This window comes from Streptococcus mitis (assembly GCF_047460035.1).
GTDB lineage: Bacteria > Bacillota > Bacilli > Lactobacillales > Streptococcaceae > Streptococcus > Streptococcus mitis_DW.
This window is the reverse complement of record NZ_JASHHB010000005.1, coordinates 89,859-109,618: the sequence shown is the minus strand read 5'-3', so window position 1 is coordinate 109,618 and position 19,760 is coordinate 89,859. Positions and strand designations below refer to the sequence as shown.

18 protein-coding genes are annotated in these 19,760 nt (G+C 39.9%); 16 read left to right on the top strand and 2 right to left on the bottom strand.

The window, feature by feature from the left end; all coding sequences use genetic code 11:
- The first annotated feature begins 312 nt into the window (after positions 1-312).
- The 16 genes from QM956_RS05730 (at position 313) to QM956_RS05655 (ending at position 18,180) form a co-directional block, all read left to right on the top strand.
- On the top strand, positions 313-2,100 hold the full coding sequence (locus tag QM956_RS05730) for a glycoside hydrolase family 35 protein (RefSeq protein ID WP_414302321.1): 1,788 nt from the start codon (positions 313-315) through the stop codon (positions 2,098-2,100).
- The gene (locus QM956_RS05725; RefSeq protein WP_000156974.1) at positions 2,097-2,573 is read left to right on the top strand and encodes a PTS sugar transporter subunit IIB; all 477 of its coding nucleotides are present in this window, start codon (positions 2,097-2,099) and stop codon (positions 2,571-2,573) included. The genes QM956_RS05730 and QM956_RS05725 overlap by 4 nt, the downstream gene beginning before the upstream one ends.
- A 26-nt stretch (positions 2,574-2,599) precedes the next feature.
- On the top strand, positions 2,600-3,505 hold the full coding sequence (locus QM956_RS05720; protein WP_414302320.1) for a PTS mannose/fructose/sorbose/N-acetylgalactosamine transporter subunit IIC: 906 nt from the start codon (positions 2,600-2,602) through the stop codon (positions 3,503-3,505).
- Complete coding sequence (locus QM956_RS05715) at positions 3,492-4,313, top strand: PTS system mannose/fructose/sorbose family transporter subunit IID (protein ID WP_000185294.1); 822 nt, start codon at positions 3,492-3,494, stop codon at positions 4,311-4,313. Before QM956_RS05720 ends, QM956_RS05715 begins: the two co-directional genes overlap by 14 nt.
- Positions 4,314-4,316: 3 nt before the next feature.
- The gene (locus QM956_RS05710; protein ID WP_020903318.1) at positions 4,317-4,721 is read left to right on the top strand and encodes a PTS sugar transporter subunit IIA; all 405 of its coding nucleotides are present in this window, start codon (positions 4,317-4,319) and stop codon (positions 4,719-4,721) included.
- 250 nt (positions 4,722-4,971) lie between these two features.
- Positions 4,972-6,138, top strand: coding sequence for an SIS domain-containing protein (locus QM956_RS05705; protein WP_414302319.1), 1,167 nt, complete (start codon positions 4,972-4,974; stop codon positions 6,136-6,138).
- A 115-nt stretch (positions 6,139-6,253) separates the two neighbouring features.
- Complete coding sequence (locus tag QM956_RS05700; protein WP_414302318.1) at positions 6,254-7,291, top strand: aldose epimerase family protein; 1,038 nt, start codon at positions 6,254-6,256, stop codon at positions 7,289-7,291.
- 135 nt (positions 7,292-7,426) lie between these two features.
- Entirely contained in the window at positions 7,427-8,623 is a 1,197-nt protein-coding gene (locus tag QM956_RS05695; RefSeq protein WP_247953573.1) for a CAP domain-containing protein, read from the top strand.
- Positions 8,624-9,050: 427 nt separating this feature from the next.
- A complete protein-coding gene (locus QM956_RS05690) occupies positions 9,051-9,971 on the top strand; it encodes a glycosyltransferase (RefSeq protein ID WP_414302317.1) in 921 nt (306 codons plus the stop codon).
- A gap of 69 nt (positions 9,972-10,040) precedes the next feature.
- Positions 10,041-10,745: an acylneuraminate cytidylyltransferase family protein gene (locus tag QM956_RS05685; protein WP_414302316.1), complete on the top strand. Its 705-nt coding sequence runs from the start codon at positions 10,041-10,043 to the stop codon at positions 10,743-10,745.
- Positions 10,742-11,620: a glycosyltransferase family 52 gene (locus QM956_RS05680; protein WP_414302315.1), complete on the top strand. Its 879-nt coding sequence runs from the start codon at positions 10,742-10,744 to the stop codon at positions 11,618-11,620. The genes QM956_RS05685 and QM956_RS05680 overlap by 4 nt, the downstream gene beginning before the upstream one ends.
- Positions 11,621-11,819: 199 nt before the next feature.
- Positions 11,820-13,139, top strand: a complete 1,320-nt coding sequence (locus QM956_RS05675) for a glycosyltransferase (RefSeq protein ID WP_414302314.1) — start codon at positions 11,820-11,822, stop codon at positions 13,137-13,139.
- Positions 13,140-13,300: 161 nt separating this feature from the next.
- Positions 13,301-14,236 carry a YSIRK-type signal peptide-containing protein gene (locus QM956_RS05670; protein WP_414302313.1) on the top strand — a complete coding sequence of 312 codons (936 nt, stop codon included), beginning with the start codon at positions 13,301-13,303 and terminating at the stop codon, positions 14,234-14,236.
- Positions 14,237-14,529: 293 nt separating this feature from the next.
- On the top strand, positions 14,530-16,407 hold the full coding sequence (locus tag QM956_RS05665) for an LPXTG cell wall anchor domain-containing protein (RefSeq protein ID WP_414302312.1): 1,878 nt from the start codon (positions 14,530-14,532) through the stop codon (positions 16,405-16,407).
- Positions 16,408-16,669: 262 nt separating this feature from the next.
- Complete coding sequence (locus QM956_RS05660) at positions 16,670-17,527, top strand: VOC family protein (RefSeq protein WP_261078062.1); 858 nt, start codon at positions 16,670-16,672, stop codon at positions 17,525-17,527.
- A 95-nt stretch (positions 17,528-17,622) separates the two neighbouring features.
- Entirely contained in the window at positions 17,623-18,180 is a 558-nt protein-coding gene (locus QM956_RS05655; protein ID WP_261016092.1) for a sugar O-acetyltransferase, read from the top strand.
- A 107-nt stretch (positions 18,181-18,287) separates the two neighbouring features.
- On the opposite strand, the gene QM956_RS05650 is transcribed toward QM956_RS05655, so the two are convergent.
- Positions 18,288-18,971 (bottom strand): DUF4956 domain-containing protein, encoded by a 684-nt coding sequence (locus QM956_RS05650; protein ID WP_414302311.1) that lies wholly within the window; start codon positions 18,969-18,971, stop codon positions 18,288-18,290.
- Entirely contained in the window at positions 18,964-19,740 is a 777-nt protein-coding gene (locus QM956_RS05645) for a polyphosphate polymerase domain-containing protein (RefSeq protein WP_414302310.1), read from the bottom strand. The genes QM956_RS05650 and QM956_RS05645 overlap by 8 nt, the downstream gene beginning before the upstream one ends.
- Between the last annotated feature and the right edge of the window lie 20 nt (positions 19,741-19,760).

Genomic DNA, 19,760 nt, shown 5'->3' with positions numbered 1-19,760 from the left:
ACCTCGATTTTCCTTCTCCGTTAAAAATTTTACCATAAAACTGGAAAGAATAGTAGCCTTTTGAATAAAAAAATTAGAATAATAGGCTATAAGGTTAATTTACATAAAAAATAGGAGGTTTTATACATTTTTATACATGCTACCTGTTTGAAGCTATATGTCTGTAAATTTTATATCTTTATAAGTTTTTTGTGTAAAATTTAGTGAAAAATGAAAAAATTGTGAAAACCTATTGACAAATGTAAGATATTGAGTTATATTTACTATATCAACAAATGAAAGCGTAAACTTTAGTTGTCAGAAGGTAAGAATATGACACGATTTGAGATACGGGATGATTTTTATCTCGATGGAAAATCATTTAAGATTTTATCTGGCGCCATTCATTATTTTAGGGTTCCTCCAGAAGATTGGTATCATTCGCTCTATAACTTGAAGGCTCTTGGTTTTAATACAGTAGAGACTTATGTGGCCTGGAATTTACACGAGCCTCGTGAGGGTGAGTTTCACTTTGAAGGAGCTCTGGATTTGGAGCGATTTCTCCAAACGGCACAAGATTTGGGTCTCTACGCTATCGTTCGTCCGTCGCCCTTCATCTGTGCGGAGTGGGAATTCGGTGGCTTACCAGCTTGGCTCTTAACCAAAGATATGAGGATTCGTTCCTCAGACCCAGCCTATATTGAGGCTGTCGGTCACTACTATGACCAGCTCTTGGCACGGTTGGTTCCACATTTGTTGGACAAGGGTGGCAATATCCTCATGATGCAGGTTGAAAATGAGTATGGTTCTTATGGAGAAGATAAGGCTTATCTGAGAGCAATTCGACAGTTGATGGAAGAGCGTGGCGTAACCTGTCCTCTCTTTACCTCAGATGGTCCATGGAGAGCTACTCTGAAAGCTGGAACCTTAATCGAAGATGACCTCTTTGTAACAGGAAACTTTGGTTCTAAAGCTCCGTACAACTTTTCACAGATGCAGGAATTCTTTGATGAGCATGGTAAGAAATGGCCACTCATGTGTATGGAGTTCTGGGATGGCTGGTTCAATCGTTGGAAAGAGCCGATTATCACACGGGATCCGAAAGAGTTGGCAGATGCAGTTCGAGAGGTTTTGGAACAAGGCTCTATCAATCTCTACATGTTCCATGGTGGTACAAACTTTGGTTTCATGAATGGTTGCTCAGCTCGAGGGACTTTGGACCTGCCACAAGTTACATCTTATGATTACGATGCCCTTCTGGATGAAGAAGGAAATCCAACTGCTAAATATTTGGCAGTCAAGAAGATGATGGCAACACATTTCCCAGAGTATCCCCAGTTGGAACCACTCTACAAAGAGAGTATGGAGTTGGATGCTATTCCACTGGTTGAAAAAGTTTCCTTGTTTGAAAACTTAGATAGCTTGTCCAGTCCTGTAGAAAGTCTCTATCCTAAAAAGATGGAGGAGTTGGGACAAAGCTATGGCTATCTACTCTATCGAACAGAAACAAACTGGGATGCAGAAGAAGAAAGACTTCGTATCATTGATGGTCGAGATAGGGCTCAGCTTTATGTCGATGGTCAGTGGGTCGAAACTCAATATCAGACAGAGATTGGGGAAGATATTTTTTATCAAGGTGAAAAGAAAGCGCTATCTAGGCTAGATATCTTGGTAGAAAATATGGGGCGTGTCAACTATGGACACAAGTTCTTAGCGGATACGCAACGTAAGGGAATTCGGACAGGGGTTTGTAAGGATTTGCACTTCTTACTAAACTGGAAACACTATCCACTCCCACTAGATAATCCTGAGAAAATTGATTTTTCAAAAGGATGGACAGAAGGACAACCAGCCTTTTACGCTTATGATTTTACAATCGAAGCGCCAAAAGATACTTATCTAGACTTGTCTGAGTTTGGTAAGGGAGTTGCCTTTGTCAATGGGCAGAACCTAGGACGTTTTTGGAACGTTGGCCCAACCCTCTCGCTTTATATCCCTCATAGCTATCTCAAGGAAGGTGCCAACCGCGTCATTATCTTTGAGACAGAGGGTGAATATAAAGAAGAGATTCATTTAACTCGTAAACCTACACTAAAACATATAAAGGGGGAAAATTTATGACAATTGTAGGATGCCGTATTGATGGACGTTTGATCCACGGACAAGTAGCCAATCTATGGGCTGGAAAACTAAATGTTTCACGTATTATGGTTGTAGATGACGAAGTTGTCAACAACGACGTTGAAAAGAGTGGTTTGAAACTTGCGACACCACCAGGTGTGAAATTGAGTATTTTGCCAATTGAAAAAGCGGCAGCCAATATTCTTGCTGGAAAATACGATAGCCAACGTCTCTTTATTGTGGCTCGTAAACCAGACCGCTTCCTTGGTTTGGTCGAAGCAGGTGTACCACTTGAAACCCTTAATGTTGGGAATATGTCTCAAACACCAGAAACTCGTTCTATCACACGTTCTATCAACGTAGTAGACAAGGATGTGGAAGATTTCCACAAACTAGCAGAAAAAGGTGTTAAACTTACTGCTCAAATGGTTCCAAATGATCCAGTTTCAGACTTTTTGAGCTTATTAAAATAGGAAAAAATTTTTAGGAGGTCATTGTTATGATACAATGGTGGCAAATTTTACTTCTCACTTTGTACTCAGCTTATCAAATCTGTGATGAGTTGACGATTGTTTCATCTGCAGGTTCCCCTGTATTTGCTGGTTTCATTACTGGTTTAATTATGGGAGATGTGACTACTGGTCTGCTTATCGGTGGTAACTTGCAGTTATTCGTTCTTGGGGTTGGTACCTTCGGTGGTGCTTCTCGTATCGACGCAACTTCTGGTGCGGTTCTTGCGACAGCCTTCTCTGTTTCACAAGGAATTGATACAGCACTTGCGATTACAACAATCGCTGTGCCAGTAGCAACTCTCTTGACATACTTCGACGTTCTTGGACGTATGACAACTACTTTCTTTGCTCACCGTGTGGATGCTGCAATCGAACGCTTTGATTATAAAGGTATTGAACGCAACTACTTGCTTGGTGCAATTCCTTGGGCTCTATCTCGTGCCCTTCCAGTCTTCTTTGCGCTTGCTTTTGGTGGTGAATTTGTACAACACGTAGTAGATTTCGTTACAAAATACCAATGGGTTGCAGATGGTTTGACACTCGCAGGACGTATGCTTCCAGGTCTTGGATTTGCAATCTTGCTTCGTTACCTTCCAGTTAAACGTAACCTTCACTACCTTGCAATGGGATTTGGTTTGACAGCAATGTTGACTGTTCTTTACTCATATGTAATAGGTCTTGGTGGCGCTGTTGCAGGTGTTATCGGTACTCTACCTAAAGATATTGCTGAAAAAATTGGTTTCGTGAACAACTTCAAAGGTTTGTCTATGATTGGTATCTCTATCGTAGGTATCTTCCTTGCAGTGCTTCACTTCAAAAATAGCCAAAAAGTAGCTGTAGCAGCACCTTCTACACCATCAGAAAGTGGGGAAATCGAAGATGACGAATTCTAATTACAAACTTACAAAAGAAGATTTTAATCAAATCAACAAACGTAGCTTGTTTACTTTCCAATTAGGTTGGAACTACGAACGTATGCAAGCTTCTGGTTACCTTTACATGATCTTGCCTCAATTGCGTAAAATGTATGGGGATGGAACTCCTGAATTGAAAGAAATGATGAAAGTTCATACTCAATTCTTCAATACTTCACCATTCTTCCACACCATTATCGCTGGTTTTGACCTTGCCATGGAAGAAAAAGATGGTGTAGGTTCAAAAGATGCCGTTAACGGTATCAAGACAGGTTTGATGGGACCATTTGCTCCTCTTGGAGATACAATCTTTGGTTCACTTGTACCTGCTATCATGGGATCTATCGCAGCAACTATGGCTATCGGTGGTCAACCTTGGGGTATCTTCCTTTGGATTGCAGTTGCAGTAGCGTATGATATCTTCCGTTGGAAACAGTTGGAATTTGCCTACAAAGAAGGGGTTAACCTTATCAACAACATGCAAAGTACCTTGACAGCTTTGATTGACGCTGCATCTGTACTTGGTGTCTTCATGATGGGTGCTCTTGTAGCAACAATGATCAACTTTGAAATTTCTTACAAATGGGCAATCGGTGAGAAGATGATTGACTTCCAAGACATCTTGAACCAAATCTTCCCGCGCTTGCTTCCAGCAATCTTTACTGCCTTTATCTTCTGGTTGCTTGGTAAGAAAGGTATGAACTCTACTAAAGCTATCGGTATTATTATCGTACTTGCTTTGGCTCTTTCTGCCTTTGGTAAATTTGTACTTGGAATGGGCGCATAATTTATGGCTAAATCATTAATTTTGGTGAGTCATGGTCGCTTCTGTGAAGAACTTAAAGGTAGCACTGAAATGATCATGGGTCCACAAGACAACATTCATGCAGTGGCTCTTCTTCCAGAAGATGGCCCAGAAGAATTTACTGCAAAATTTGAAGCTGCTATTGAAGGATTAGATGATTTCCTAGTCTTTGCGGATCTTCTCGGTGGAACACCATGTAACGTGGTAAGCCGTTTGATTATGGAAGGTCGTGACATCGAACTTTACGCAGGGATGAATCTTCCAATGGTGATTGAATTTATCAATGCTAGCCTTACAGGTGCAGATGCGGACTATAAGAACCGTGCTGCAGAAAGCATTGTGAAAGTTAATGACCTGTTAGCTGGCTTCGATGATGACGAAGATGAATAATACTCTTCGAAAATCTCTTTAAACCATACTAGGGTCGCCTTGCCGTATAGATGTTACTGACTTCGTCAGTTCTATCTGCAACCTCAAAACAGTGTTTTGAGCAGCTTGCGGCTAGTTTCCTAGTTTGCTCTTTGATTTTCATTGAGTATACGATGTGACAACGTGAAAATCGTTAGAGCATTTTATATAGAATATACATGGGAATGGGGCTTACTCCCATTCCCATATTTAATAGAAAAAGAGGAACTCAATGCTACATTATACAAAAGAAGATTTGCTCGAATTGGGTGCAGAAATCACTACACGTGAAATCTACCAACAACCAGATGTATGGAGAGAAGCTTTTGAATCTTATCAAGCAAAACGTGAAGAAATTGCAGCCTTCCTGCAAGAGATTGCGGATAAACATGATTATATCAAGGTTATTTTGACAGGTGCGGGGACTTCTGCTTATGTGGGAGATACCTTGGTACCTTACTTTAAGGAAGTCTATGACGAACGCAAATGGAATTTCAATGCTATTGCGACAACAGATATCGTTGCCAATCCAGAAACTTATTTGAAAAAAGATGTGGCGACTGTCCTTGTATCTTTTGCTCGTAGTGGGAACTCGCCTGAAAGTGTGGCGACTGTTGATTTGGCTAAAGCCTTGGTGGATGAGCTTTACCAAGTGACGATTACTTGCGCAGCAGATGGTAAATTGGCTCTTCAAGCTCATGGAGATGACCGCAATCTCTTGCTTTTGCAACCAGCTGCTTCTAATGATGCTGGATTTGCCATGACTTCTAGCTTTACGTCTATGATGTTGACAGCTCTCTTGGTCTTTGATCCTACAGAATTTGCTGTTAAAGCTGAACGTTTTGAAGTTGTATCTAGTCTTGCCCGTAAAATTCTAGACGATGCAGAAGATGTCAAAGAACTTGTTGATTTAGACTTTAACCGTGTCATCTATCTAGGTGCTGGTCCTTTCTTTGGTCTTGCTCATGAAGCTCAGCTCAAGATTTTGGAACTAACTGCTGGTCAAGTTGCGACTATGTATGAAAGCCCAGTCGGCTTCCGTCACGGTCCAAAATCTCTTATCAACGAAGATACAGTTGTTTTGGTCTTTGGTACAACAACAGACTACACTCGCAAGTACGACTTGGATTTGGTTCGTGAAGTTGCTGGTGACCAGATTGCTCGCCGTGTTGTGCTTTTGAGTGATCAAGCCTTTGGTCTTGCAAATGTCAAAGAAGTGGCCCTTGGTTGTGGCGGTGTCTTGAATGATATTTACCGTGTCTTCCCTTACATCGTTTATGCCCAACTCTTTGCCCTATTGACTTCACTCAAGGTAGAAAACAAACCAGATACACCGTCTCCTACAGGTACAGTAAACCGTGTGGTACAAGGTGTTATCATCCACGAATATCAAAAGTAAGACAGTGTTTATGAATTCTTGACAAGAGAATTTGTAAACTATCAGATAAACCATAGATTGTCAGTAGGCTTTCTATGGTTTGTTTGCTTGAGAGAAATAGTAAAAGGAGAACAGAATGAAAGCATACACAGAGCGTGTATTTGGAAATGTTGAGGGCAAGGATGTCTTGGCCTATCGCTTTGAGACGGACGGTGGCTACCAGCTTGAGGTTATGACTTATGGTGCAACCATCTTGCGCTATGTCACACCTGACAAGGCTGGAAACTTTGCCAACGTTATTTTGGGATTTGATGACTTTGACAGCTATGTAGGCAATAGTCCCAAGCATGGAGCTAGCGTAGGTCCTGTGGCGGGGCGTATTGCAGGTGCGACCTTTGAATTAAATGGCAAGACATATGACCTTGAAGTCAACAATGCTAGCAACTGTAACCACAGTGGTTCAACTGGTTGGGATTCTAGTTTATTTGAATTGGTCGAGGTGAGCGACCATGGCTTGACCCTCTACACAGAGCGTACAGATGGGACAGGAGGATTCCCTGGCAATCTTAAAATCTGGATTAGCTACAACTTAGAAGAAACTGGTGCCTATGAAATCAGCTACAAGGTGACGACCGATCAAGATACGCTGGTCAATCCAACAAACCACAGCTATTTCAACTTGTCTGGTGATTTCACGCAGACGATTGACCGTCATGTCTTCCAACTAAATACTGAGGGCATTTACCCAATCGCTCCCGACGGTGTTCCTGCCAAAACTCCAGAAGCCAACCGTGATGTGGTCAAACACATCTACAATGGTGCCTTGTTGAAAGATATCTTTGCAGAAGAAGATGAGCAAATCCAGCTGGTATCAGGTTTGGATCATCCATTTGCCCTTCCTGCAGGTCATGACAATGCTGGATTCCTTTATGACCAAAACTCAGGTCGCTTCCTGCTTTTCAAGACAGAAGCTCCTTGCTTTGTAGTTTACACAGCAAACTTTGTGGATGAGAGTGTACTTGTGGCTGGCAAACCAATGATTCAGCACAATGGGATTGCTCTTGAAGCGCAAGCTTTACCAGATGCCATTCACAGTGACCTCAAAGACCAAGTCATTCTTAAAGCCGGTCAAACCTTTACAAGCAAGACACGTTATGAGCTTGTTGTGAAATAAAAGGATAGGAATTTCTACTTTTTGGGGAATAGTATTTACCTTATAACATTAGTAGAAATGGGCAAAGAATAGGAAAATATGATATAATTTAATATTGAAAATACCTGTCCTATCTAAAGGATAAAAGGAGAAAAAATGAAGAAAATTGTATTTGCTAGTGCCTTGGCTTTGACTTTAGGTGGAGCAGTTTTGACAAATGATGTTTTTGCAAATGACAGATTGGTGGCAACACAATCTGCTGATGGTAGAAATGAAAATGTCTTGAGCTCAGAAGTGCTAAATCCTTCTAATGGCAATGTTTTGGTTGGGATTAAGGGAGAATTTTTAACCCCAAATAAACAAACTATTTTGGATGCGATTAATAAGATTCGTAAGGAAGCAGCTGATGAAGGTTTGGTAGATAAGTATGTCCCTATCAAATGGTCTACTGATCTTGAGAAAACTGCTTTTGTACGAGCTACTGAGGTGTCAGTAACTCTGAAACCTGAGCGTCTTTCTACGAAAGAAATCTGGACTGCTTTTCCATCTAGTAATAGTATAAGAGGAGAAGCTTTAGATGTGAACTATGAAGGTTTTCTAAAAGCAATTGAAAACTGGCATGCTGAGAAGGCGAATTATGTAGCGAAAAAGAAGGGTGAAACATCTAAAGAATTTACAGGTTATTATGAGGCTTTGATCAATTCTAAATTTACATATGTGGGGCTCGCGGCCTTTAGAAATTCAGCTAGTTCTCAGAAAGTAGCAACGATTTCTCTAGCTTTAGGTGATGATGCTTCTTCAGAGGAATTGGCTGGTGGATATGGTCCTGCTATTCAGTATACAGAAGTGACCTCCTCAAACCTTTCAACAGTTAAAAGTAAAGCAGTCGTTGTAGAAAAAGCGCTGAAAGAATTTAGAACTTCTAGTTCAGACCAATCTGGTTGGGTGCAATCTAATGGAAAATGGTATTTCTATGAGTCTGGTGATCTGAAGACAGGCTGGGTGAAAACGGATGGTAAATGGTACTACTTGGATGACCTAGGTGTCATGCAAACTGGATTTGTAAAAGTAGATGGTAGCTGGTATTACTTGAGTAGCTCAGGTGCTATGTTTACAGGCTGGGGTACAGACGGAAATAGATGGTTCTACTTTGATGGCTCAGGAGCTATGAAGACAGGCTGGTACAAGGAAAATGGTACTTGGTATTATCTTGACGAAGCAGGTATCATGAAGACAGGTTGGTTTAAAGTTGGACCGCACTGGTACTATGCCTACGATTCTGGAGCTTTGGCTGTGAGCACAACAACACCAGACGGTTATAAAGTAAATGGAAATGGTGAATGGGTAAACTAGGCAACTAATGAACAAATAGTCTGTTTCAATAGCTTTTTACAACAAAGTTGCAAAATTATATAACCTTAAAATGGGGAAGGCTAGTTTACCTTCTCCATTTTCTTGAAAGTTGTAAACAAAAAATCTACAATGCCTACCTACGTAGCACAGATGATTTCAGAGAATCGATTTATAAACAATAAGAAAACTCCCCCAAGCTATCCTGTCTAAGGCAGTCTATCTTGCAGATGGTCGGTCTTTGTGATAGAATAGCATAAAGTCCTTTTGAGGGGGAACTTGCTAGGAAATCCCCGAGCATTGTAACGGATGAACCACCCTCGCCTTTTTGTGAGGGTGGTTTTTCCTTTGTAAGCAGAAAATAAGAGAGAAAGAGTCTACATCATGTCGAGAATTGTCACCATTCATCCAGTCAAGGAAATCCATCGCTATGGTTTTGAGAGTACCCAAGTCTATCGATCCCTTCAAAGAACCCTCTCCTGTTACTATCTTTTACCCAGAATACATCTACCGCATAGGAGGAGAAATCCGTTCTGAAGAGGACTTGTTGGTTAAATTCCTAGCCAGATGGGCAAAACAAACTGACCTCTTCATCCGTGACCAACAAATCGTTCCCAAACCCAGCCTCTGGCGTTACATGGAAAACACGGACAAAAATTACTATGAAGTCGTCCATGAAAATGTCATGCGAGACTTACGCCTCGCCAATCTGCGCAAGGCAAACAAATACCTGGTTGCCAGTGAAAAGTTGACAGAAAGCTTGGCCAAGGAAGGTTACCAGACAAGATTCCTGCCACCTATGTTTATAGAAAATCCCGGTCAAATCAAAGAAGTGGGACCTGTACTAGACTATTGTTTAGTGGGTCATATGGGAGAAGGCAAGAATGTGGAACTTGTCATTGAAGCCTTTATCGAACTCTACAAACGTGGCTCCAAGGTCCAGATTACTTTTTATGGTGGTACAGAGGAGCGTCTGGAGGAACTGCGCAATCGCTACGATCTGCCACCAACCATTCACTTTAAAGGTATCGTTGACGAAGTGCTTTATCATCTGCACCAATGTTATCTGTCTGCAAGTTACACAGAGTTATTTGCTAATGCCTGTGTTGAAGCCTTGAGTCAAGGTTTGTTAGCCTTATTATCGGATGTGGATATTGCACATCGTTTCTATGCTAGCCAGTCCAATGCCATCAACTTGTTTAAAACCAAATCAGAGTTAATTCAAAAGATAGAAGAGATGGAACAGCCTGATTTTCATCTATTAAATGAAAAAAATCTAGCTTTAGCCTCTCGCTATTCTCTGGAAAAAGTAGCTCAAATATATAGAGAACTATTAGATAGGAACTTCTAGGATGTTGTAAGTTTATCAATCTAGCTTTTCTTACTAGTCCAATACAATAGAAAACTAAAGGAAGACTATATGAAAGCAAAATCTAAACCCATAGCTGTCATTTTGATCCGTTCGGGTTCGCGCGGCTTAGTGGATAAAAATATCAAACTGCTTGCAGGCAAACCCTTGGTTTTCTATACCATCGAAGTCGCTCTAGTCTCCAAGCTATTTAGTGACATCTGGGTTTCCTCAGACTCTCTAGCCTATTTAGAACTCTGTCGTCAAGCTTATCCAGAGATTTGTTGTGTTCATAGACCAAAAGAATTGGCCCTATCAACAACCTCTAGCTTAGAAACCTTACGCGACTTTTTACAGCCCTTTGAGGAAGAGCAGGTCTTTGTCAATCTACAGGTGACCTCACCCCTGAGAGAGGTGGAGCACCTCGTCAAGTCCTATCAACTCTACTGTCAGTCTGGAGCCGACCATTTGATTTCCTGTGTTAAGGCGGACAAGAGTCGTAGTCTTTTCTTGCAGTTTGCGGAGTCGTCATTTATCCGTCCCCCTCAGGTTTCTAAGCACTATGCTCGGCAGAAAGAGCCTGTCTATTACTATCCCAACGGTAGTATTTGGATTTCTCGCAAGGACCTTTACCTACGAGATGAGACCTTTTACACAGATAAGACAGTAGCCTATGAAATGCCCAAACTCTATTCTTATGATATTGACGATGCCTTGGACTTTGAAGTCGTTGAGGCCTTGCTGCACCATCACCACCTAGGAGAATCAAAGAGATGAAATACCTCATCATTGCCACAACGCCCTTGCAGGCTAAAATAGCTCAGCATATCAAAGGACTCTATCCTGATCAGGACTTTGTTAGCCTTTATGTCAGTCCTGTAAAAAATGCTCGTCAGGAGCATTATGCAAAGGATTTTGACCATGTTCATTATCCTCAGACGACAGAGGACTTGGCTCAGATTTGTCAGGAGCTGGCCGGAGACTATGAAACCATCTTTTATGCGAGTTTTGACAATAGCTTGATTTTGGACTTGGTTGCTAGTTCGACCTACCATCACCTCATGAGTTTTGATGATGGCTATGCGGATATTTACCCTTTGGGAATATATGCCCTCCCTCTTCAACCCAGTCAGGTGGGGCCTTTGGGCTTGACCAGAGATGACTTGATTGAGTGGACGGAAAAGCATTATACCCTCTATCGCAGTGACTACCATGTCGTGACTAGAGAGAAGCTAGTCTATCTGGAGCATTTTTTTGCCCTGCCACAAGCACCCGTCTCAAATGGCAAGACGGTCAAGGTCCTGCTGGGACAAAAGTTCTCTGAAGAGGATGACCAAATCTCCATCCGCTTTATTAGTACCTATGCAAAGGCCTTGGCCATTGACCTCTATCTACCTCATCCCAAGGAAACCTTCACAATTCCGAACGTGACTTACTTGGAGACGGAGCTGATTTTTGAAGATGTCCTTGCCCAGCTCTTTCAAGAATACGAGTTCGTTCAGGTCTATCACTTCACCTCATCTGTCAGCCTCCATTTGCAAGACCTGCCTCATGTGACCATCACAGGCATTTCCCTCCCCTACTACGAGGACCGTCAAAAAGAATTGCGACGCTTAGGTTGTCAGTTTGAAAGGGTTTCACTTGGCTGGTAGCATAAATATATATATTAGGAAATGTAAATCCATGCACTAGCTTGGATTTTTTATTGGGGTATTAAGTAGATGTTAGGTATATTGATAGAATCTAGTAAAAGTATGATTCATATGATATAATTCAGATTAGTAAATCTTTCTGACAAACAAGTACAGATAAATGAGTCGCAAAGGTTACCGTATATGATAGGAGATTGTTATGACTAAAATGGTTACGATACACCCAGGTCTTTGGAAAAAGGAAGTTAGAAAATATGGATTTGAATCTTCCCAATTATCTAGAAAGAAAATTGCAGATTATTTAGGTTGGGGACATCTATATATTTTAACCCATCCTCAAGTTCGACCCGATTGGAAGGCTGGCTATGAACAAATAGGCTTCCAAAGGGACGAATTAGTGAGTGTAAGCCATTATCAATCAGATATTGGTCATGATGAATTAAGTATTCGTCCTTCCGATATCATTGATAGATATCCTAATGGAAAAATGACTGTTATTAATGGATTTGTGGCCAGTATTGAATTAGAAGAAGAAACTCTATATTTTACTTCCGGATTATATTTAAAGAAAAATAAAAAAGAAGAACTGGAATGGTTAAACCGAGATGGTTCGACAGCGATGCGGGCACGGTACTATAAGCCAAGAGAAGAACCAAGTCCCATTTATATGATGGAGGACAATTATTTATATTATAAAGATGGAGAATGGTTAACCTACGAAGACTTATTGATTCAGGTATTAATCAGTCTTACAGATAAGAAAGACATCTTAATTCGAGATCAACATAACGTGGTGACTCCCAAATTATGGCGCTTTGTAGAAAATACAAACCGTCTCTATTGGGAATATATCCATGACAATGTATTGCTAAATCCAGCTCATAATCTAAGAAGAAAAACTAGATATTTAGTAGCTTCAGAAGTATTAACATCAATCTTGCAAGATTTAGGGTATCATGCACAATTTATGCCACCGATTTTTGCACCTCAGGTTTCCTCAGTAGTATTACAAAGAAGAAAGCCTAGTTCCTATTGTTATGTAGGGAATATGAGTAAGGTAAAAAGGGTAGAATGGATTATAGAAGCCTTTAGGAAGTTAGAACAAGAAGGCCTACCTGTAGAGGTATTCTTATATGGTGGAGATATTGAAAAATTGAAGAAAGAGTATCCGACTTTGCCATCTACCATTCATGTTATTGGATATGTAGATGAGGTACCGTATTGGGAACATGATGGCTATATTTCAACTTCCCAAAAGGAATTATTTGCCAATGCCTGCGTTGAAGCCATGAGTTTTGGATTGATTCCCTTGCTTTCTAATGTTGAAATTGCTCATCAATATTATGCATCTAAGAACTCAGATATTTGCTTATATGATACACCAGAGGAGTTAGCGCATCTTATCAAGTGTTTATATGAGACTGATAAAGAAATCGAGCTAGAAAATACAAGTAAGTTTGTGAATCGATATTCAAAAGAACAAGTTTCTAAGAGATATTTATCACTCATGAACGCCTAAAAATGAAATAGATAATGAGATTTTATTGGATATCTTATTATCTATTTTTTTTAATTTCCTTTATGTATAATTGTTTGATAAAGGAAACTAAGAGTGATATACTAAAATAGTTAGTATGATTTTTTATAATAAGTAGGAAGAAATAAAAGGGAAAATATCTTATGAAAAAAGATACAATTCAAAAATATTCATTACGTAAATATAAAGGGATTGGTGCAGCGTCTGTCTTATTAGGGATGATGGTTGTTGGAGCTAGTCCGGTATTGGCTGAAGAAACTGCAAATACAGCTAATGAAACTACAGTAGCACCTACAAAAGATAGTGTGGAAATGGAAACGTTGAGTAATGGCGCAGGTAGCTATACAATGCCAAAAATGCATGTGTTCGATGGTTTAAATTACCATGCAACGAGTACAGAAGCTGGATATGAAATAAATCATCGTGAAAGCGAAGATAGAGCCAAATATGATTTAGACAGAGTTGAAAAGGAAACTATAAAAAAACAAGGTGAAGATAGCTTTAAGGATTCAAAAATTTCTTATGTCACAAAAGAAGGAGAAGTACTCAAAGAAGAATCTGATGTAGAAATTCCTGTTGGAGATAAAAAACTTTCTAGTACCACTATGGATTATAAAATTCGTGGACTTTTTGGTAAACGTTATGAAGGAAATGTAGCAAATTTAAATAATGATGTTTTAAATAAAATCAAAGAAGCTGATAAAGTTTTAGAAAAGAACGGAGAAAAATATCATAAGATTGATACAGAAGTAGATAAACATGAGGGGACTACTAAGGAAACAACTTTCAATGATATTACAGTACATGCAAATCCTGGAAACTTGCATAATGAAGATGGAAGTATTCGCTATAACAATATTAAAGAAGGTAGTCGAGTTTGGTTAGTTTCTGAAACTGATGAAGGAAAATATGGGAAGTATGTTTTAGCCACAAAACCAACTACAGCCAATGATTCTTGGGCTGTTGAAACATTTAAACAAGGTGAAAATGATGCTAAAGATTTTACAAAAGAAAATATAACAACTGATGGTGGAATTAAGGAAGGAGATACTATATTAGTTGTTGAAAAAATGAGGTAGCATTAAAAGAATCTGTTTCTACAGCAACGGAACAAGAAGCGTATACGGCGGGTGCATTTTTTAATGAGAAAGCATTAGAGGAAGGCTTAAATAATCTTTTAGATGAGAGATTAAGAGATTTAAAAGACGAAGATGTCACTAACTCTGAAAAAGAAAAGACATGGGAAGAAATCTATAAGGTTACATTAACAAATAAAAATGCAGTAGATAATAAGAATCGTCCTACTTATTCTGTACATCAGGAGTTTAATGGTTATATAAGAGAAAACGGAAAGTTTGTAAAATATAACGATGTGACAGAATATATAACTAAGCTAAAAGAAATGTTTGGCGAAAAAGAAATTACAGTAGGATGGAAAAATTCTCGAGATAAAGTAGAACCAAAATTTGTTGGAAATATTGAAGAGTTTAAAGACACTGCTAACTACGAGAGTGAAAAAGCAAATGTCACGAAGTTTAAAGAGGCTCATAAAGCAATTCAGTATGTCGACCAAGTTCCAACAAATGCAAATTTTGTAAAAAATGTGTTTGAAGTAAATGTAGATTTTAAACTAGGAGATAAGAGTACAGATTCTTATTATCCTAGTGAAGATGATGATTCTAATCAACCAGAAAAAACTTATTTAGCTTATAGATTTGGCTATTTTGGTTCGAAATATTATAGTGAAGATACTAGATATCAATATGGATTAGGCCAATTATATAAAGAATATGAAAAAGATGGAGTTCGATATAGAATTGCCGCACCTACGAAATATGAACAACATGCGTCAATATCTGAGCCTATTTATAGTGAAATTCATTATTACGACTTATACCAACCAACCCGTGCTTACCATATTAGTGATCAACTAACTAATGTTAAAAACATCTACGCTAAGGAAGAAACAGAAACTACTGAGAGTAAAGGTAGTGTCATTGTTAAGTATGAATTAGCGGATGGAACTTCTATTAAAGAAAGTACAGATGTTGTTAAAGATGCAGTGATATCTTCTACAGAAACTAAATATTACTTAAATAAGGATAATCAAAAAGTAGTAGTAGGAACACCAACGACAACAAACAAAGAGGTTTCATATGATGCTACAACGGTAAAACTACAAGAAATCACCAAAGATGGTAAAAAATATAAACTAGTAGGACTGAAAACTGGCTCTCCGGCTGAGACAGGAAAAGTTGCATCAGGAACTACTGAAATTACCTATGTCTATAAACTAGCAACGGGTGGAAATGTATTTGCAAAATACATGTTAGAAGGAACAACTACTGAAATAGCAGCAGGAAAACTACTAACACAAGATGCTTCTATAGGAGATGAATATACGTCTACTGCTCCTAAAGTGGGAACAATACTTCAAAAAGATGGTAAGTCTTATTTTTACAAAGGACATCGTGCTACATCAGCGCCTGAAATAGGTACAGTTGATGAAAATGAAAAAACAGTTATTTATGACTTTTTAGAATACTTTAGTGAAAAAGGTGAACCAGAAGTACAGCCGGAATTACCAGAAGGAATTGTAAGTGAGAAGGGTGAACCAGAAGTACGACCAGAATTACCAGAGGGAGTTGTAAGTGAGAAGGGAGAACCGGAAGTACGACCAGAATTACCAGAAGGTATTGTGAGTGAGAAGGGTGAACCGGAAGTACGACCAGAATTGCCAGAAGGAGTTGTAAGTGAGAAAGGTGAACCAGCGATTCATCCTGTAGCTCCATTATTGATTACTCGTCATATTATTATTGGATCAAATGAAGAACTTATTCCAATTCAAATTGGTAAATTGGCTCCTAAATCTGATATCATATCGAAAAATGGTAAGAAATATCGATATACAATGACCCATGAAAAAGATGGCATTATTACCCATTTATATACGGAGGTAATAGGTGATGATGTAACGAAACCACAGAATCAAGAATACCTTCAGTCAAATCCTGTTAAGATTGATGAACCTACAAAACAAGAAGGTTCTCATCAAGATGAAGCGGTTGCCCAAGAAGAGGACAAGTCATCTCAGGGGCAACACTCAGAATCTGGGGAAGAGTTACCTCAAACAGGACAAGCTGAACTTCCAAACACTGGTACAGAAGACAATGCTCGCCTAGCAGCACTTGGACTTTTTGGAGTATTGAGCGGATTTGGAATTGTTGCTCGCAAGAAAAAAGAAGACTAATTCTAATTAGATTTTCTGACAAGAAAAAGGAGTAGGATATCATATCCGCTCCTTTTCTTTTTGGGTTGAGATGAGAGTCATCTTAGAGTTGGTAAAAATTTTCAATGGTTTGATTGTCAATTCTCTGTAGATTTTCTCGTTCTAATCCCATATAGACAAGATTACAGAATCATAATCTATAAGTTGTCTGGCTTGACTTTCTTGATGGAAATTATATAACAGTTGTAACTAAAAGAATTACAACGAGAAAAGAGAACCATTTATGACCTATGAATACAAAAGCCATATTTATTTGGCAGAGGCAGTTTTAAATGTAAAGAACTTGGCCAGTCAAAGAGCCTTTTATCAGCAAGTGCTTGGTTTAGAAATCTTATCTCAAATTGAGACAGAGGTCGTTCTGGGACTTGGAGGAAAAGCCTTGGTACACTTGATTAAAGCACAAGAGAACGGTGAAGTAAGGGAACATTCTGGCCTTTACCATCTGGCTATTCTCTTGCCGACACGCAAGGCTTTGGCTGATGCCTTGAAACACCTGACAGATTTACAGATTCCTCTTGTCGGCGGCGCAGACCATGGTTACAGTGAGGCTCTTTATTTGGAGGATTTGGAGGGAAATGGCATTGAACTCTATCGAGATAAGCCAGTTTCCACGTGGGATATTCGAGAAGATGGACGCATTATCGGAGTGACAGAGGCCCTTGCGGCGCAGGACATTTATGAGTTGGGGGAAAGAGTAGAGCCCTTTATCCTAGCAGAAGGTACGAGAATGGGGCATATTCATCTTTCCGTCAAGGATAGTCGAAAGTCCAGCCAGTTTTATCAAAATGTGTTAGGGTTAAAGGATAAATTCAGTGTGCCTAGCGCTAGTTGGATTGCAGCTGGGGACTACCATCATCATTTAGCAGTCAATGAATGGGGAGGAAAAGGCCTAGCTCCGCGTAAGCAAGGCTTGCCAGGTTTGGCCTACTATGTCATCGAAGTCGCACATAAAGAAGAACTGTTAACGATTGCGCAACGAGCACAAGAAGTTGATGCACCAATCAAATGGCTGACATCGAGCCAGTTGGAAATCACAGACCCAGACGGAATCGTGACCCGTATTCGTTTAGACAGGATATGATGACAATCAGAGGATCAATTGTAGAAAGTGCTCCTTATCCTAGTCGGATATGTAGAAAATTTGATATGATTGTAGGGAATAAGGAGAAGAATACAATGACCAGTGAATACCAGAAAATGATTGCAGGAGAACCCTATCATCCATTTGACCCAGAGTTGCGGGCTTTAGCCCAGGCTTCTCGCCAAAAACAGTCTGCTTTTAACAAGGAAGAAGATCCCTTGAAGGGGGCGGAGATTGTCAAGACTTGGTTTGGTTCGACTGGGAAAAATCTCTATGTTAATCCACGCCTGGTGGTCGACTATGGAGTCAATATCCATCTAGGGGAAAATTTTTATTCTAATTGGAACTTGACCATGCTGGATGTCTGCCCCATTCGCATCGGTAACAATGCTATGATTGGTCCCAACTGTCAGTTCTTAACTCCCCTCCACCCACTAGATCCGCAGGAACGCAATTCAGGGGTCGAATACGGCAAGCCCATCACTATTGGAGATAATTTCTGGGCTGGAGGTGGTGTCATTGTCCTTCCGGGAGTGACACTGGGGAATAATGTTGTTGCTGGAGCGGGGGCTGTGATTACCAAGTCCTTTGGCGACAACCTTGTCCTAGCTGGTAATCCTGCGCGCGTGATTAAGGAGATACCTGTTAAATAAAGAGATTGGTAAAAAGTTTTTAAGATAAGAAAAAGGCATCCTATCAAGTGTTTAAAAAACGTTGATAGGATGCCTTTTATCATAAATCAGTTTTTACGCTAGAAGTTCTACAAATTCTTTCTCTTCTTGGCATTTTTTGTCAGGGAAACCTGGTAAGTATCCTGTTCTTTAGTGAGGTAATGGATGATTTGGAAATCATCGGTTTGAGCCTTGAAATCCACCTCATAGATAGTGGTGACTTGTTGTCCATCATTGCTGGTATCAATGGAGATGAGGTCTAATTCAGTACAGTATTGTGCCAGCCCAGATTGGATAGTTTGGAGTTTTTCTTCTTGGTTGGCAATTGTAATGGTCAATAGTCTGCGACGTTGGTGATTGCTCTTGCTTTGTTGTTTTTCCAAAAGAAGCCATACTGCTAAGATAAAGACGGTGAAGAGAACCGCTAGAGCTAGGTATCCTGTCCCTGCCGCCAGCCCGATAATCATGGCAAGAAAGATAGCAATTAGTTCCCGTGAGCCACTGGTAGCTGAACGGAAACGAATGAGGCTAAAGGTTCCTGCAACGGCGATAGAGGTTCCTAGGCTACCATTTACCAGAAAGATGACCAAGGTCATCAAGCAGGGGAGTAGGGTCAAACTAACAGCAAATTCCCGTGTATAGAGGGTACGGTGTTTGTAAGCCCAGGTCAGCGCCAAGCCTAAAATCAGGCTGACCAAGAGAGCCAGAAAGAGCTGGATAGGATTGGCAGTGGCAGTTGTGTCGTTGAAAATAGAGTTGAAAAGATTAGACATAAGTAGTACCTACACTTTCTGTGCTTGGTCGTGGGCTATAGTCCAGCCCTTGAGACTTGTGGTAGGCACAGCTGTATTTTGAAAATTTCTGCTCTACAAGTCCATATTGGTCGAGAATATCTTGTAGCCATTGGGGTTTTCTACCAGGTGCTTTAATTTCCATGATGACAATGTCCTCGTTTAGTAGAGGGCAACCGTCCTTTCCTGAGAATAAACTGACATTATCATCACGATAGGTTAGATTTTGGTCAATAGTGATACGAATTTTATTGTAGGGAAATCCGCTAATTTCTTTCTTTTCCTTGAGAGAAAAACGGTCGTAGTAAATATACATACGAGGGATAATTGCTTGCTGATATTCCTCTTGGAGTTGCTGAATTTTTTCAATCATCATTCGGTCCTTGATACTGCTATCCAGCTGTCCCTTGGTCATAAACTGGGTGATAGACTGGGGAGTCGATAAGAGACGATGTTTTCGTCCGACACCAGCTCTGTCCTTAGATTTGATTTCTAAAAATACCTGACTATCAGGCTGGACTTGACTGAGATAGGTTCGCATCCGAATCTTTTCTTTGCGCTTAGTACCTTGGCCATCCTCCTGAATCATATCAAATTGCTCTGTATCAAAGTAGATGTTGGAAATGGTCGAAGTTGGATAATCATCCTCTACGAGGTATATTTTTAAGTCCTCTATTAAATTAGCCAAATCAGTCTTGGCAACGACATATTTGGTTTCGATTCGTTTAAAGCTCGTTTCAATTGGTTTCATAAATCCTGTCTCCTTTATCA

Bases quoted from the DNA above. Each gene is read 5' to 3' on its own strand.
- QM956_RS05730 (WP_414302321.1), top strand. From the start codon at position 313: ATGACACGATTTGAGATACGGGATGATTTTTATCTCGATGGAAAATCA.
- QM956_RS05725 (WP_000156974.1), top strand. From the start codon at position 2,097: ATGACAATTGTAGGATGCCGTATTGATGGACGTTTGATCCACGGACAA.
- QM956_RS05720 (WP_414302320.1), top strand. From the start codon at position 2,600: ATGATACAATGGTGGCAAATTTTACTTCTCACTTTGTACTCAGCTTAT.
- QM956_RS05715 (WP_000185294.1), top strand. From the start codon at position 3,492: ATGACGAATTCTAATTACAAACTTACAAAAGAAGATTTTAATCAAATC.
- QM956_RS05710 (WP_020903318.1), top strand. From the start codon at position 4,317: ATGGCTAAATCATTAATTTTGGTGAGTCATGGTCGCTTCTGTGAAGAA.
- QM956_RS05705 (WP_414302319.1), top strand. From the start codon at position 4,972: ATGCTACATTATACAAAAGAAGATTTGCTCGAATTGGGTGCAGAAATC.
- QM956_RS05700 (WP_414302318.1), top strand. From the start codon at position 6,254: ATGAAAGCATACACAGAGCGTGTATTTGGAAATGTTGAGGGCAAGGAT.
- QM956_RS05695 (WP_247953573.1), top strand. From the start codon at position 7,427: ATGAAGAAAATTGTATTTGCTAGTGCCTTGGCTTTGACTTTAGGTGGA.
- QM956_RS05690 (WP_414302317.1), top strand. From the start codon at position 9,051: ATGGTTTTGAGAGTACCCAAGTCTATCGATCCCTTCAAAGAACCCTCT.
- QM956_RS05685 (WP_414302316.1), top strand. From the start codon at position 10,041: ATGAAAGCAAAATCTAAACCCATAGCTGTCATTTTGATCCGTTCGGGT.
- QM956_RS05680 (WP_414302315.1), top strand. From the start codon at position 10,742: ATGAAATACCTCATCATTGCCACAACGCCCTTGCAGGCTAAAATAGCT.
- QM956_RS05675 (WP_414302314.1), top strand. From the start codon at position 11,820: ATGACTAAAATGGTTACGATACACCCAGGTCTTTGGAAAAAGGAAGTT.
- QM956_RS05670 (WP_414302313.1), top strand. From the start codon at position 13,301: ATGAAAAAAGATACAATTCAAAAATATTCATTACGTAAATATAAAGGG.
- QM956_RS05660 (WP_261078062.1), top strand. From the start codon at position 16,670: ATGACCTATGAATACAAAAGCCATATTTATTTGGCAGAGGCAGTTTTA.
- QM956_RS05655 (WP_261016092.1), top strand. From the start codon at position 17,623: ATGACCAGTGAATACCAGAAAATGATTGCAGGAGAACCCTATCATCCA.
- QM956_RS05650 (WP_414302311.1), bottom strand. From the start codon at position 18,971: ATGTCTAATCTTTTCAACTCTATTTTCAACGACACAACTGCCACTGCC.
- QM956_RS05645 (WP_414302310.1), bottom strand. From the start codon at position 19,740: ATGAAACCAATTGAAACGAGCTTTAAACGAATCGAAACCAAATATGTC.